Genomic DNA, 15,187 nt, shown 5'->3' with positions numbered 1-15,187 from the left:
AGTACAATTGAATTTCTAAGTGGAACCAATTAATACCAACGTTTTTTATTTTGTTTTGAAATATCGGATTTTCTTGATTTATGAGCTCCGCCACTGCGATTAGAATTGTTTTGTTTTGCAGCAGGAGCTGTTTCCGGACTTCCTGAATGCCAGCCATACGGATGATCGTTTACAATTTTTACATCTACTTTTATTAATTTTTGGATATCTTTCCAGTACTGATGCTCGTCCTTACTGCAAAAAGAAATTGCAATACCTTCATTTCCGGCACGACCAGTTCTACCAATTCGATGCACGTAAGTTTCAGGAATATTAGGCAAATCAAAATTAATTACAAATGGTAATTGGTCAATATCAATTCCTCTAGCTGCAATATCGGTAGCCACTAAAACATTGATTTCTTTATTTTTGAAACCATCTAAAACGCGTTGTCTTGCGTTTTGAGACTTATCTCCATGAATCGCTTCGGCTGCAATGTCATGTTTATGTAATGCTTTTACAACATTGTCTGCTCCATGTTTGGTTCTTGAAAAAACCAAAACATTCGATAAGTTTTCATTTTTTATTAAATGATAAAGTAAATTTCTTTTTTCTGTTTTTTCAACAAAATAAACGCGTTGTTCCACATTTTCGGCAGTTGACGAAACAGGAGATACGGTTACGGTTGCAGGATCTTTTAAAAACATTTCGGCCAATTCTCTTATGGCCATTGGCATTGTTGCTGAGAATAAAAGTGTTTGTCTATTATTTGGTGTCAATTTCACAATTTTTTTGACATCATTTACAAATCCCATATCAAGCATTTGATCTGCTTCATCGAGAACTAAAGTGTGTAAGTGATCTAAATCTATAAAACCTTGTTTTACTAAATCTAGCAAACGTCCCGGAGTTGCAATCAAGATATCAATTCCTTTTTTTAACATCTCCACTTGTGGCATTTGAGAAACTCCTCCAAAAATGGTGAGTTGGACTAAGTTGGTATATTTTCCATATTGGTCAAAATTTTGTCCAATTTGAACTGCTAATTCTCTTGTTGGTGTAATAATTAGGGCGCGTATTGGGCTTGCTTTTTTAGACGAACCCACTATTCTGTGCAATTGATGAATGATAGGAATAGCAAAAGCTGCAGTTTTTCCAGTACCGGTTTGTGCGCAACCGATCATATCTCTTCCCGATAAAACGATTGGAATAGCTTGTTCTTGTATGGGAGTTGCTTCTAAATAGCCTTGTTCAAATACGGCTTTTTGTATACTTTTTGAAAGTGATAAATCTTCGAATAACATATTTTAGGTATTAAATATCTTGTATTAAGTACATAGATAGTGCTGCAAAGATAGTATTAATATTCTTCATGCCTATTTTTATGCTATTTTGGATAGGAATTTTGGGAGCGTTATAGTATGGTTCTTGTCAAAGCAAGATTATTATTAGTATTAGATTTAATAAAATCGGTAACAAGATAACCTATAAGCTTTCCAATTAGATGATTGTTTTTGTCTTCTCCTAAATCTGGAGCGCCTTCGCAAATATGTAAATAGGTTGCGTTTTTATTTTTTGCGAAAAACGAAACAAATTGACGAAGTTGTTCAACAGAGAAGCCACTCAAAGTCATTGCGCTGCAAGCAATATTAGGAATAGCATCCAAATCAATTTCGATTCCATAAAAATCATCATTTACAAATTCCAAAGCTAGTCCCATCTCCATATTGAACTCCTTTTCTTTTCTAATATTAATACTGTCGTACGTATTGTAGCGCACGCGATCTTCAATTTTTTTAATGATATCCAAAACGCTTTTAGAAGTATAGTTTTCGTGTAAACCAAAAATGAAATATTTTTTAAGAAAACCTTCTTCATAGGCATAAGAAAAACCATTGCCGCTGTGTCTTCCTTCTAAAATTCTAAAATCAGAATGAGCATCAAAATTTATCGCATTTACAGGTTTACCCTTGGCTAAAGCCGAACCTTTAATATTTCCGTAAGAATTATTATGACCTCCACCAATAATTATAGGAGTTTTTCCTGATTTTACTATATTGAAAATTATATGAGACACATCTTTATCTATTTTTTCAACTAACTGACTTAATTTGGCTCTGTCGTCAATGTCGTTAAAATCTAAATGTTCCACATCTTTCATTTCTTCACTAACATCTAATTGTCCTAAAACAATGAGTTGACTTCCTTTACAAAAACGGTTGTGTTGAATATTTGCAATACTTTTTATAGCACTATCCCAAGCAGATGCGGCTCCTGGTCTCCCAAAATTAGCTCTTATGCCAATATCTTCGGGTATTCCAAATAATACATATTTAGCCTCAGAAGTTTTAAGAAACTCTACTGTATCAGTCTCTTTTGGCACTATTATCATTTTCTCACCAAATTTTATTTCACCACTTCTATGGTTAGTAATTTTAGCAAGATCATTGATTGTAAAAGGGATAATCTTTTCCATTATTAAAAAAAAATATTGTTAAAAATAATATAATTGTGTAAATTTACGTTATCAAGTCATTATATTTCAATTTAATTATAAAAAATAAAAAATGGAAAATCAAAAAAGCAGTTCAGGTTTAAAAGCGGTGGTTGCAGTTTTAGCAGTTTTATTAGTGGGAAGTTTAGTATATATATTTAAAATGACATCCGATACCGAAGTTGTAAAAACAGAATTAAAGTCTACTTTAACTGAAAAGGAGACTGTAATGAAAAATTTGCAAGATTTGAAAACTACTTATGACGCTGCGATATCCGAAAATACTTCTATGTCTGATGAATTAACTCAAGAAAGAGATAAAGTAGTAAACTTAATGAATGATCTTAGTAAATCAAAAGGAGATGTAGCTTCTTTGTCAAAATACAGAACTCAAGCTATTGCATTACAATCTAATATGAAAGTATTAATGGCTGAAAATGCAGGTTTGAAAAAACAGAATACAACTTTAACGACACAACGTGATAGTACAGTTGTTGTTCTTGGAGAAGCTAAAAAATCTAATGAAACCTTAGCAGGACAAAATCAAGAGCTTTCAAAAGTAGTAGAAAAAGCTGCCAAATTAACTGTTTTGAATACGAGAGGTTCAGCCTTTAAATTAAAAAGTTCTGGAAAAGAGGTTGCTACAGATAAAGCCAGTAGAGCAGATGTTCTTAAAATTAGTTTTACCATTGCTGAAAATCAAGTAGCACAATCAGGAGCTAAATCGTATTATGTTCAAGTAATTGACAGTAAAAACAATGTTTTGGGAGATAAGAAAACAGAAACTTTTGGTGATAACACTTTGACTTATAGTTTTGTATCTAATGTTAATTATGAAAATAAAACAGTTGATGTTACAGAAAATTTGCGAGGTAAAGATTTTCCAAAAGGAACTTATTTTGTAAATATATTTGATAAAGATCAATTGGTTTCTAAAACCAGTTTTAATTTAAAATAAATTCTAAAGTAATTAATTGCGTAAAAAAAAGAGGAACTTTTAAAGTTCCTCTTTTTTTATGTAAAAATTTCACCTTCTATGATTACAGTATCGATTAGATTACTTCCAAAAGCATACGGCAATTGATAATAAGAGGGTATAGGTTTAGTGATGATTAGATTTGCTTTTTTTCCCACTGTTATGCTCCCATGTGTTTGTGAAATTCCCATCGCATAAGCGCCATTTATTGTGGCAGCATTTATGGCTTCTTCGGGAGTCATTTTCATTTTTATGCAAGCAGTTGCCACAACAAAATTCATATTTCCCGACGGCGTAGATCCCGGGTTATAATCGGTTGCGATGGCCAATGGAAGTCCTGCAGCAATCATTTCTCGTGCAGGCGTGTAAGGAATACTCAAGAAATAAGAGCAGGAAGGCAAAGCAACAGGCATTGTTTCAGTATTTTTTAAGACTTCAATATCTTCCGCATTCATAATTTCTAAATGATCTACAGAAAGCGCCTTGTATTTTACTCCTGCCTGAATTCCTCCAATTGAATTGAACTGATTGACATGCATTTTTGGTTTTAAACCAAATCTAATTCCAGCTTCCATGATTTGTTCTGTTTCTTCGACGGTGAAGTAACTGGTTTCGCAGAATGCATCAATGTAATCAGCCAGTTTGTTTTTGGCAATTTCAGGAAGCATTTCATTAATGATTAAATCAATATAGCCTTTATGATTTTCTTTAAATTCTAATGGGAAAGCATGAGCGCCCAGAAAAGTCGCTCTGATGGTTATGGGATAATTTTGAGATAATTTTTGAATAACCCGAAGTATCTTTAATTCTCCTTCTACTGTCAATCCGTATCCTGATTTGATTTCGACTGCACCCGTTCCCAAACGCATCACTTCTTCCAATCGAGCTTTTGACTGGTCGTAAATCTCGTCTTCAGTAGTTTCGTTCAATTTCTTGGCTGAATTTAATATACCACCGCCGCGATTGGCAATTTCCTCGTAAGTCAATCCATTTATTCGATCTACAAATTCCTGTTCCCGATTACCTGCATACACAATATGAGTGTGGCTGTCGCACCAGGAAGGTAAAACCATTTTTCCGTCTGCGTCAATGCATTTTTCTGGATCGACATTTGGTAAATCTTTCATTGAACCAAAATCAGAAATAAGCCCATTTTGAATTACTAAATAGGCATTTTTAATTGTTGGAAGAATTGCCATTTCAGCACCGGATACTTTCAAAATTGAAGAATCTCTAACCTGAAGTAATTCCTTGATATTGATGATTAAGGTTGTCATTTTTTATAAAATTATTCCGAAACGGTGATTTCAAACATTTTATTCCAGTTTTTACCAGTAACAAAAATGGTTTTGGTTTTTGGGTTATAAGCAATTCCGTTTAAATAATCTTCAGGAGTTACATTGACTAATTTTCTCAAGCCTGACATGTCAAGAATTCCTTCAACTGCACCATTGTTAGGATTCACAACTGCAATCGCATCTTTTTGCCAAACATTAGTGTAAATCTTACCGTTAATCCATTCTAATTCATTCACGGCTTTTACTTTAGAATCTCCGGAGTACACATTGATGTAGTCAATCATTTTTTGAGTATTCGGATCCATTTTCCAAATTTTCTCCGTTTTATCAGTTTGATAAATGTATTCACCATCATTTGTCATTCCCCAACCTTCAATATCTTTATCGTAAGCAAATGTTTTTTCTAGTTTTAATGTTTTTGCATTATAGATGAAACCTGTTTTTTCTTGCCAAGTCAGTTGATACATTTTGTCGTTTATAAAAGTGATTCCTTCTCCAAAATATTTAGAATCGAGATTAACTTGTTTATATACTTTACCCGTTTTATAATCGTATTTTCTGAAAAATGATTTCCCGTTTAATCCTGTGCTTTCATATAAGGTGTCTTTGTAAAATTCTAATCCTTCGGTAAAACTGGCTATATCGTGCGGATGTGTATTTACAATTTTGTACTTCAATAATTTAGGCTGAACATTAGAAACCAATTCGATTCTAGCTGTTGCTTCAGAATTTTCTCCTCCAAAATAAACTAAGGCTTTTAGGTTTTGGTACCCTAATTTTTGGTCTTTTAATTCAAAAGTCAATTTGTCAAGACCTTTTTTTGATGCGATTTTTTTATCATTTACATAGTATATAATACTGTCAACGGCCTTCTCATTTGGGTTTAAAATCGCCAACTTCAACGACTCTTGAGGCTGATATTGTGCCTTGAAAGTACTATTATCGATGGTAAATATAGAATTTTCTCCTTTTTTTGTATCGCTGCAACTTGCTAGCGTAATTCCTAATAAAATGATAGATAGGAAGTTATAATTTTTCATGGTTTAAAATTTTAATAAGACAATATACAACGTTATTTTATAGGTGCAAAGGTATTGCAAAAATATAAAAAGTATTGTATATTTGCACCGGCAAGTCCTACACGATCTGCTCCTGCAGACTCCCCCAGGATGGGAACATAGCAAGGGTAAGCGGTTGAGCGATGCGATGTAGGTCGCTTGCCATTTTTTTTAATCTTCCACTTCGGGAGATTTTTTTTTGAATTATTTCGTACAAAAGTAGTCTTCCTTCGGGAGGATTTTTTTATTTTTGGACCTTTCGAAAAAAGAGTTGAGTATTTAATGCTACTCATTTTTAAAGGGTATAAAACTTTTAACCTCAAACAAAAATCAATGAGTAAAGTAGTTCTAATTACAGGAGGTTCATCGGGAATAGGGAAATCCATTGGTGAATTTTTGCATCACAAAGGCTTTGTTGTTTATGGTACTAGCCGAAATCCGGAACGGGTATTAAATTCGGTTTTTCCTTTAGTAGCTGTAGATGTTCGTGATACAGATTCAATTCATGCGGCTGTAGCTAAAATAATTTCGATTTCAGGAAAACTGGATATTGTTATTAACAATGCAGGAGTTGGAATTACCGGAGCATTGGAAGAAATTCCAATGCACGAAATCAAAAATAATTTTGAGACCAATTTCTTTGGACCAATTGAAGTGATGAAAGCAGTGTTGCCACAAATGCGTGCGCAAAAATCAGGATTAATTATTAATGTTACTTCTATTGCCGGATATATGGGTTTACCGTATCGAAGTATTTATTCGGCTTCAAAAGGAGCTCTTGAAATAATTACAGAAGCTTTGCGAATGGAAGTAAAGTCATTTGGGATCCAAATTACTAATGTTGCACCGGGAGATTTTGCCACCAATATTGCTTCGGGACGTTTTCACGCTCCTTTAATTAAAGGTTCTGCTTATGAAATTCCTTATGGCAATACCCTAAAAATGATGGATGAACATGTAGATAGTGGCAGTAATCCAAATGAAATGGCCGAAGCGGTGTATAAGATTATTCAAACTACCGAACCAGACATTCATTATAAAGTAGGGGCGTTTATGCAAAAGTTCTCGATTGTCTTGAAAAGAATCTTGCCTGACAAAGTGTACGAAAAAATGCTAATGAATCATTATAAGTTGTAATTTTGCACCGAATTTGCGTGAAGGATCGAAGTGGAAATCCTTTTACATTTTTCTTTAAAAAGTAAAAGATTGTAGCGAAGAGCCTGACCGGCTTTTTCAGCAGGTCACGCCCAAATTATAAAACACACAATTAAATTATATATTATGAAATTTTTTATTGACACGGCTAATTTAGCTCAAATTAAGGAAGCACAGGCATTAGGCGTTTTGGATGGAGTGACTACAAATCCAACATTGATGGCAAAAGAAGGAATTACTGGTAAAAACAGTATTTTGAAGCATTATGTAGATATTTGTAATCTTGTTGATGGTGATGTAAGTGCTGAAGTGAATGCTTTGGATTACGACGGAATGATTAAAGAGGGAGAAGAATTAGCTGATTTGCACGATCAAATCGTGGTAAAATTGCCTATGACTAAAGAAGGTGTTATGGCTGCTAAATATTTCTCGGATAAAGGAATAAAAACAAATGTGACTTTAGTATTCTCGGCTGGACAGGCTTTATTGGCTGCAAAAGCGGGAGCTACTTATGTTTCTCCGTTTATTGGTCGTTTGGATGATGTTTCTACTGATGGATTAGCTTTGATTGAAGAAATCAGATTGATTTATGATAACTACGGGTATGAAACTCAAATTCTTGCGGCTTCAGTTCGTCACACGATGCACATTGTAAATTGTGCTAAGATTGGTGCTGATGTTATGACTGGACCACTTTCTGCAATTTACGGTTTATTGAAACACCCATTGACAGATATTGGATTGGCTCAGTTTGTTGCTGATTTCGAAAAAGGTAATAAATAGATTTAAGATTGCATATTGCTTCGCCAGTTCGCCTTTCAGGCTCGGGCAACGATTTCTGATTTGAGATTTCGGTATAAACAAAAACTCCCATTCACCTAGGTGAATGGGAGTTTTTTTGTTGGTTTGGTTTTTTGGTTAGGTATTATAATTTAAATGATAGTTTAGTGAGCTCCACCAACTTCTACTTCATTTGCAATTCCTTGTTTTTCTAATATTGCAATCACTTTCCATCCGTAGAATGCTATAAAGGCAAAACATAAAACTGGAATAAAATAAGAATCGTGAATTCCAATGATATCAGATATTTTTCCTTGTAATGGTGGGATAATTCCACCACCCAAAATCATCATTACTAAAAATGCTGAACCTTGAGAAGTATATTTTCCTAAACCAGCGATTGCCAAAGAGAAAATTGACGGCCACATGATACTTAAAAACAATCCGCCACTCATAAAGGCATAAATAGCAGTTGTTCCAGTAGTGAACAAACCAATAAGCATTGCTGCCATTCCCATTAAACCGAAAATCATTAATGTTCTTGATGGATGATCTTTTCCTAAAAAGAAACCTGCAATTTGAAATAAGATTATGAATGCATAACCGTATAATGGCGTTACATCTTGTCCAGAAATCGCATTAGCAGCTAAAACTACTCCAAAAGCTACGTAAGGAACCACAATAAGTAAAATTTTCTTTAGTTGTGATGATGGGTTGAAAACAGAAATTGCTCCTGCCCAACGACCAATCATTAAACTTCCCCAGTACATTGACATATAAGGTGCTAATGCAGGACCCACAATTTTACCAAAAGCATCAGTTTCTAATAATGAACCAAGATTACTACCAATGGTTACTTCAACTCCTACATAAGTAAAGAGCGCTAACATTCCCAAAACTAATTGTGGATATTTCATTGCTCCCCATCCTTCAGGATTTTTTTGTGCCGTAGTATTAGCGAATAGTAACCCGATAACAACAATTAATAATGTTGCAACAGTTAATCCTAAACCCAAATAATCCTTTTCTTTATTATCTATAAAACGAGTAATAAACTCAGGATCTTCATAACGAGAGAATATGTAAGCAAATATTGCTACTAAAATTACTGTAATTGCTATTAGCGTTTTCATTGCTTTGCTGGCAGGTTCAAATGTAGAATCACTTTTCCCAGAAGGTAATTTTTTTGAAAAATAGAATAAAGCTGCAGCCATTAAAAATAAACCTCCTACAAATACATATAATACTCTCATGGAGTCTAAAGAATCTTCTTTTTGAGCAAATTCTTCAATGCTGACCCCAGAAATAACTCCGAATAACGCAAATGAAACAACTATTGGTCCTATTGTAGTTCCAAGTGAATTGATTCCACCAGCAAGATTCAATCTATTCGACGCAGTATGAGGTTCTCCTAAAGAAGCTGCGAATGGTTGTGCAGAAGTCTGTTGCAAAGAAAAACCTAAAGCAACAATGAATAATGCGCCTAAAATGAATAAATAACTACCTTGAGATACGGCCAAAATCATTAAAATAGCTCCAAAAGTACTGATTAACAAACCGTTGATGATTCCTTTTTTGAAGCCCCAACCATTTAGAATATCTTTTTTGGCTAAACTGCTGAAAATAAATAATAGTAAAGCTCCAATATAATACGCTCCATAAAAAGCAAAATCGATAAGTTGACTTTGAAATTGGTCTAAACCAAATTTAGCCTTACAAAATGGGATGAAAACTCCGTTTGATGCTCCAATAAATCCCCAAAAGAAAAATACGGTTATGAGTGTATAAAGTGCCGAATTATTCGACTTCGTTTGTTCTGTATTCATAATTATAAATAGTTTAGTTTTTAGTTAATTATTCTTTAAAAAAAAGATTACAAGAGCGTAAATATATTTGTTAAGTAAATTAAAAAAAAATAAAATAGAATAATTTTTGTGAGAATTATATAATATACATTAATTAGCAGCAAAAGGGAAGTTTTTTAGACTTTTTCTTATTTTAACCGAATTATTTGTAAAGTATTTATGCTTAGATTTCACTTTTTAAATCTTTAGGAGAATCTATTAAACTTTGTCGCGCCTATGTAAGTATTTTATATTGTGTTCCCTTTAAAAAAATTCTCGTCGCCAACGAAATGTTGTCAGCGGCTTAATATAAGTTTAAGAAATAGTCGGTACTTTTATTTCCCTATACCATTTTAAAAAAAGCATATCTTTATAAATTAGTATTTTAAAAAAAAACAGTTGATGAGTGCCCTAGAAATTAAATCAGACATTAGTTATAAAAGTGCAGGTAAATTTGAAGAAACGAGATTTGAAAAAATTCATAATGAGATTTTCAAAAACTCGACAGAAGCTTCGATAGTTGTTGCACAAGAAATTGCTGAATTAATAAAATCGAAACAAAAGAAAGATAAACAGTGCGTTTTAGGATTAGCAACTGGTTCGTCTCCAATAAAAGTGTATGAAGAATTAGTGCGCATGCATAAAGAGGAAGGGCTTAGTTTTAGTAATGTAATCACCTTCAATTTGGATGAATATTTTCCAATGACAAAAAAGAATAATCAGAGCTATCATTATTTTATGCATCAACATCTCTTTAATCATATTGACATTAAACCAGAAAACATCAATATTCCCGATGGAACTGTTTCAATTGTTGACTTAAATAAATATTGTATTGATTATGAGCTAAAAATAAAAAATGCGGGCGGGATTGATTTTCAATTATTGGGAATCGGGCGCACGGGTCACGTAGGATTTAATGAGCCAGGTTCTCATATTAATTCAGGTACCCGAATCATTACTTTGGATCATATTACAAGAGTAGATGCTTCATCTGACTTTAATGGTATTGATAATGTTCCTAAAAGAGCAATTACTATGGGCGTTTCTACAATCTTGCAATCCAAAAGAATTGTTTTGATGGCTTGGGGCCAAAATAAGGCGGATATTATAAAAAGAACAATTCAGGGAGGTGTAAGCTCTGAGGTTCCGGCTACTTTTTTGCAAAATCAGACCAATGTCACGTTCGTTTTAGACCAATCAGCAGCATCAGAGTTAACGAGGTTTAAAACACCGTGGTTGGTTGGAGAATGCATTTGGACACAAGAATTAAAAAGCAAAGCCATTGTTTGGCTAAGCCAAAATACAAGTCAGTCGATATTGAAATTAACGGATAGAGATTACAATAATAATGGAATGTCTGATCTTTTGGCACAAGAAGGTTCTGCTTACGATTTGAATATTAACATGTTCAATGTGCTGCAACATACCATTACTGGATGGCCAGGTGGAAAACCCAATACAGATGATTCTAATAGACCGGAGAGAGCTAATCCGGCTAAAAAAAGAGTTATTCTTTTTAGTCCACATCCAGATGACGATGTGATTTCTATGGGCGGAACTTTTTCGAAATTAATAAAACAAGGACATGATGTTCACGTGGTGTATCAAACCTCAGGAAACATTGCCGTAACTGATGACGAGGCACTAAAATTTGCTGAAGTTTGTAACGATTTCGTCGGCGATGATAATAGTAAAATTAATTTCGTGGCGGTTATTGATTTCTTAAATAACAAATCAGAAAATGAAATTGATTCTGTTGAAGTCCGTAAATTGAAAGGATTGATAAGAAGATGGGAATCCTATGCTGCAACCAGATATATTGGTTTAAAAGAGGCGAATATTCATTTTCTGGATATGCCTTTTTATGAAACAGGACAAATTAAGAAAAACCCAATAAGTTCGGAGGACATAGCAATTGTTGCTGCAATTATAGAAAAAATAAAACCACAGCAGGTTTTTGCAGCGGGTGATTTAGCTGATCCACACGGAACTCATGAAGTATGTCTCAATGCCATATTCGCAGCGATGAAACAATTAAAATCGAAAGCGTACATGAAAGATTGTTGGTTATGGCTGTATCGAGGGGCTTGGCTGGAATGGGAAATTCACGAAATTGACATGGCTGTACCATTAAGTCCGGATGAAGTATTATTGAAAAGACATGCGATTTTGTACCATCAGTCTCAAAAAGACAGAGTGATGTTTCAAGGAAATGATTCGAGAGAATTTTGGGTAAGGGCAGAGGACCGAAACAAGCACACTGCTAAACTATATGATGATTTAGGATTAGCAGAATATGAGGCTATTGAGGCTTTTAAACGTTTTGAATATTAAAAAACAACATTTTAAAAAGATTAAAAAATACATGAAATATATTCAAATCCTATTATTGATTGCTTTTGTATCGAATGCGCAAATGAAAAAAGAACAGTTAGATTTAATGCCTTGGCCTCAAAATATAAATTTGACAGAAGGCACTTTTGCTTTAACTAAAAATTTTAAAGTAAATATTACGGGTAATCCAAATCCTCGAATTTTTCTAGGAACAACAAATTTTTTACGAAGATTAGATGCAAGGACAGGTTTATTTCTGGAACAGGCTTATGTAACCAAAAACAATGAAGTTCCTACGGCAGAATTACAAATAAATTGTATTCAAAATGGAAAAGTAGGATTAAATGAAGATGAAAGTTATAAAATTGACATTCAGTCTAATAAAATAATGATTACTGCCAATACTGATTTGGGAGCTTTACATGCTTTGGAGACGTTATTGCAAATGTTGCAAAATACCAGCACTTCTTATTATTTCCCAACCGCTACCATCACAGATTCGCCACGATTTATCTGGAGAGGATTGATGATTGATGCAGCTAGACATTTTCAACCAATAGACGTTATCAAAAGAAATCTTGACGCAATGGCTTCGGTAAAAATGAATGTTTTTCATTGGCATTTAGCAGACGATCAAGGTTGGAGAGTCGAAATTAAAAAGTACCCAAAACTAACTGAATTAGCTTCGGATGGATATTATTATACTCAAGAAGAAATTAAATCAATTGTAAAATATGCGGATCAAAGAGGAATTCTTGTTGTGCCGGAAATCGATGTACCAGGTCATGCCTCGGCATTGCTTAGTGTTTTTCCTGAAATTGGAAGTAAAACAAGTGATGAGATTACATACACAGTTGGAAGAAGGTCGGGGATTTACACGCCAACATTAGATCCGACAAACCCAAAAACATATCAAGTGTTAAGTGATATTTTTGACGAGGTTAGCCCGCTTTTCCCCGGGAGCTATTTTCACATTGGAGGTGATGAAAATCAAGGTAAAGAGTGGGATGCAAATCCTAAAATACAAGAATTTAAGAAGAAAAATAAATTGGCTACGAATCATGAATTGCAATCCTATTTCACGATGAAATTGATTCCCATGTTAAAAAAGCATCATAAAGAATTAATGGGATGGGAAGAGATCATGACAAAAGATATGTCAAAAGATGCGATAATTCATTCTTGGAAAGGAGTGAATGAAGGTGAATCTTCTGGCAGTTCATTGATTAATGCGGCAAAAAATGGTTTTAAGACCGTTTTATCAAATGGATTTTATATTGATTTGATGCTTAGTGTAGATAGTCACTATTTAAATGATCCAATTCCTAAAAATACAATTCTTACTCCAGAGGAAAAGGACAGGATATTAGGAGGAGAAGCAACTATGTGGAGTGAACTGGTAACTCCATTGAATATAGATTCCAGAATCTGGCCTAGGACTGCAGCTATAGCCGAAAGATTATGGAGTAATGAGAATATAAATGATTTGAGCAGTTTACATAAAAGATTGAAAAACATATCCTTCAGATTGGAAGAACTTGGAATCATGCATTTGAAAAGTAAAGATGCAATTTTAAGAAACATTTGTAATAATCAAGAAACAAAGTCATTGGAAGATTTTTCTAATGTTTGTGAACCATTGAAGGTTTATAAGCGAAATGGAGGAGGAAAAAAATACTTTATGTTTTCTCCATTAACTTTATTTGCTGATGCCTGTACGGCAGATGCTTCGGATGCGTATGATTTTAATATAGCGGTCAACAACTATTTAGAAAATAAAAATACAGAAAATCAAACTTTAGTAACTAACTTTCTTAAAAAATGGATTACTATGAATTCAGATTTAATTAAATTAAGTGCAAATGCTCCATTGATTCAACCAATTTTACCTTTGTCTAAAAACCTAAGTGATATATCTGAACAACTTTTATCAGTTTTAGAAAACAAAAAAACAGTCAATCCTGATATACTGAATGGCTTATTAGAACAATTTACTTCTAGGAGCCCTGCCGATGTTGAAGTGGCAGTTTATGCAAGTTTAAAAAAGCTAAAGTAATAATACGGAGGTTGTAGGTAGTACTATTTATTAAGATTTTTTTTAATCCATTTATCTACTGGAATTTTTCTTTCAACATATTCTGAATACTCTTTGTAATTAACTAAATCAATGTATAAAACATAAAATTTTTTCCCATCTGCAGAAACTTTAAAATTTTTGAAATCATCATAATTTTCATCAGCTGCATTTATGTAAAAATCACATAATTCAAAAGTCTTTATTTTATAAAAAGATTCAAATTCGGAAGGACGCCCAACAATTTCAAAATATAGAATGTTTTCGCTACAATTAATGCCGTTAATTTGGGCTATTTTGTCTTTTCGATTTTCGAAAAAATCAAGAATATGCTTTTCTTTTTCATCATATTCAAATTGATAAGGAATGAACCTGTGGTCTTTTGTTTCAAAATCTTTTGGATGATTTCTTTCAGAAGATGGTGTTATTTCAACTCCATTTTTATTTACAAAGCCCCAAATTCCACCTATCAATGGAGAATGTTCTTCGTCTTCGGTGGTATCAAAATAACAGCCATTACAAAATGAGGCAAAACCAAATTTTATAGGAGATACCCAGTCGTATTTAGCAGTTGTTATTTTTTGGCCTTTATCGCTGATTAACCCACTTTTATTATTTTCACTGTAACGTATATAACCCTCCTGAAAGGTATCAGGTCCTTCAGAAGTCATAAAAGTTTTAAATATTAATTTACCGTTTCTGTCATAATAACAATAAGGTTTGTCTTTAAAATCTAAGTTAAAGAGTGCTGATTTTATTTCGCGGTTATTGTAGTAGGATGGCGAATTCCAAGTTGGTTTTGGGTATATAATTATTTTACGATTTTGATTTCTAACTCCTATTAAACTATCCTTTTCTACATAAAAAAATAATTTTTCCGATTGTGAAAAAGTTAGATGAGAAATAAAAAGCAATAAGAAAGTACATTTTTTATTCATATTAAATCAATTGAGTTATTTGGTTCAATCTGTTGATGTTTTTCTATTTGTTAGCGTTAAAAAAATAGTTTTTTATAAGATATAATTTATTTAAAGATATTAAAATTGGAGTAACTATTATTAAACTAAAAAAACAAAATCAACTTTTTAAAAATTTAAGTTGAATATAAAAAGAAAATGCAAGTATAACTACATTGCTATTTAGTTTACATCTGTGTATTTTTTTGTACTTTTGCAAAAATTTCTATAAAAAA

General features: G+C 33.0%; 11 protein-coding genes and 1 other RNA gene. 6 read left to right on the top strand and 6 right to left on the bottom strand.

Annotated features, from left to right (window positions below; translation table 11 throughout):
* Window positions 1-29 precede the first annotated feature (29 nt).
* Window positions 30-1,283: a DEAD/DEAH box helicase gene (locus IWX84_RS04345; protein WP_196849528.1), complete on the bottom strand. Its 1,254-nt coding sequence runs from the start codon at window positions 1,281-1,283 to the stop codon at window positions 30-32.
* A 110-nt stretch (window positions 1,284-1,393) separates the two neighbouring features.
* Window positions 1,394-2,455, bottom strand: a complete 1,062-nt coding sequence (locus tag IWX84_RS04340) for a formimidoylglutamase (protein ID WP_196849527.1) — start codon at window positions 2,453-2,455, stop codon at window positions 1,394-1,396.
* A 91-nt stretch (window positions 2,456-2,546) separates the two neighbouring features.
* Here IWX84_RS04340 and IWX84_RS04335 point away from each other — a divergent pair, with 91 nt between their 5' ends.
* Complete coding sequence (locus IWX84_RS04335; RefSeq protein ID WP_196849526.1) at window positions 2,547-3,431, top strand: hypothetical protein; 885 nt, start codon at window positions 2,547-2,549, stop codon at window positions 3,429-3,431.
* 56 nt (window positions 3,432-3,487) lie between these two features.
* On the opposite strand, the gene hutI is transcribed toward IWX84_RS04335, so the two are convergent.
* Window positions 3,488-4,726 (bottom strand): imidazolonepropionase, encoded by a 1,239-nt coding sequence (gene hutI / locus IWX84_RS04330; RefSeq protein ID WP_196849525.1) that lies wholly within the window; start codon window positions 4,724-4,726, stop codon window positions 3,488-3,490.
* Window positions 4,727-4,737: 11 nt separating this feature from the next.
* On the bottom strand, window positions 4,738-5,787 hold the full coding sequence (locus IWX84_RS04325; protein ID WP_196849524.1) for a glutaminyl-peptide cyclotransferase: 1,050 nt from the start codon (window positions 5,785-5,787) through the stop codon (window positions 4,738-4,740).
* 88 nt (window positions 5,788-5,875) lie between these two features.
* Here IWX84_RS04325 and ffs point away from each other — a divergent pair.
* From ffs to fsa, 3 genes are all read left to right on the top strand, one after another.
* Window positions 5,876-5,973, top strand: an RNA gene (gene ffs / locus IWX84_RS04320) — signal recognition particle sRNA small type.
* A gap of 165 nt (window positions 5,974-6,138) precedes the next feature.
* Complete coding sequence (locus tag IWX84_RS04315; RefSeq protein WP_196849523.1) at window positions 6,139-6,942, top strand: SDR family oxidoreductase; 804 nt, start codon at window positions 6,139-6,141, stop codon at window positions 6,940-6,942.
* 144 nt (window positions 6,943-7,086) lie between these two features.
* Window positions 7,087-7,743 (top strand): fructose-6-phosphate aldolase, encoded by a 657-nt coding sequence (gene fsa, locus IWX84_RS04310; protein ID WP_196849522.1) that lies wholly within the window; start codon window positions 7,087-7,089, stop codon window positions 7,741-7,743.
* Between the two features lie 161 nt (window positions 7,744-7,904).
* Here the strand turns inward: fsa and IWX84_RS04305 are convergent, their stop codons facing one another.
* Window positions 7,905-9,566, bottom strand: a complete 1,662-nt coding sequence (locus IWX84_RS04305; RefSeq protein WP_196849521.1) for an MFS transporter — start codon at window positions 9,564-9,566, stop codon at window positions 7,905-7,907.
* A 420-nt stretch (window positions 9,567-9,986) separates the two neighbouring features.
* Here IWX84_RS04305 and nagB point away from each other — a divergent pair, with 420 nt between their 5' ends.
* Together nagB and IWX84_RS04295 are read left to right on the top strand one after the other, a co-directional pair.
* Window positions 9,987-11,921: a glucosamine-6-phosphate deaminase gene (gene nagB, locus IWX84_RS04300; protein WP_231385412.1), complete on the top strand. Its 1,935-nt coding sequence runs from the start codon at window positions 9,987-9,989 to the stop codon at window positions 11,919-11,921.
* Between the two features lie 31 nt (window positions 11,922-11,952).
* Window positions 11,953-13,977, top strand: coding sequence for a beta-N-acetylhexosaminidase (locus IWX84_RS04295; protein WP_196849519.1), 2,025 nt, complete (start codon window positions 11,953-11,955; stop codon window positions 13,975-13,977).
* Window positions 13,978-14,000: 23 nt separating this feature from the next.
* Here the strand turns inward: IWX84_RS04295 and IWX84_RS04290 are convergent, their stop codons facing one another.
* A complete protein-coding gene (locus IWX84_RS04290) occupies window positions 14,001-14,933 on the bottom strand; it encodes a WG repeat-containing protein (RefSeq protein ID WP_196849518.1) in 933 nt (310 codons plus the stop codon).
* Between the last annotated feature and the right edge of the window lie 254 nt (window positions 14,934-15,187).

This window comes from Flavobacterium sp. CG_9.10 (assembly GCF_015752245.1).
GTDB lineage: Bacteria > Bacteroidota > Bacteroidia > Flavobacteriales > Flavobacteriaceae > Flavobacterium.
This window is presented reverse-complemented; position numbering and strand designations above follow the sequence as displayed.

What these genes read in the sequence shown, in the direction of transcription:
- IWX84_RS04345 (WP_196849528.1), bottom strand. Translation starts at nt 1,283, where the DNA reads ATGTTATTCGAAGATTTATCACTTTCAAAAAGTATACAAAAAGCCGTA.
- IWX84_RS04340 (WP_196849527.1), bottom strand. Translation starts at nt 2,455, where the DNA reads ATGGAAAAGATTATCCCTTTTACAATCAATGATCTTGCTAAAATTACT.
- IWX84_RS04335 (WP_196849526.1), top strand. Translation starts at nt 2,547, where the DNA reads ATGGAAAATCAAAAAAGCAGTTCAGGTTTAAAAGCGGTGGTTGCAGTT.
- hutI (WP_196849525.1), bottom strand. Translation starts at nt 4,726, where the DNA reads ATGACAACCTTAATCATCAATATCAAGGAATTACTTCAGGTTAGAGAT.
- IWX84_RS04325 (WP_196849524.1), bottom strand. Translation starts at nt 5,787, where the DNA reads ATGAAAAATTATAACTTCCTATCTATCATTTTATTAGGAATTACGCTA.
- IWX84_RS04315 (WP_196849523.1), top strand. Translation starts at nt 6,139, where the DNA reads ATGAGTAAAGTAGTTCTAATTACAGGAGGTTCATCGGGAATAGGGAAA.
- fsa (WP_196849522.1), top strand. Translation starts at nt 7,087, where the DNA reads ATGAAATTTTTTATTGACACGGCTAATTTAGCTCAAATTAAGGAAGCA.
- IWX84_RS04305 (WP_196849521.1), bottom strand. Translation starts at nt 9,566, where the DNA reads ATGAATACAGAACAAACGAAGTCGAATAATTCGGCACTTTATACACTC.
- nagB (WP_231385412.1), top strand. Translation starts at nt 9,987, where the DNA reads ATGAGTGCCCTAGAAATTAAATCAGACATTAGTTATAAAAGTGCAGGT.
- IWX84_RS04295 (WP_196849519.1), top strand. Translation starts at nt 11,953, where the DNA reads ATGAAATATATTCAAATCCTATTATTGATTGCTTTTGTATCGAATGCG.
- IWX84_RS04290 (WP_196849518.1), bottom strand. Translation starts at nt 14,933, where the DNA reads ATGAATAAAAAATGTACTTTCTTATTGCTTTTTATTTCTCATCTAACT.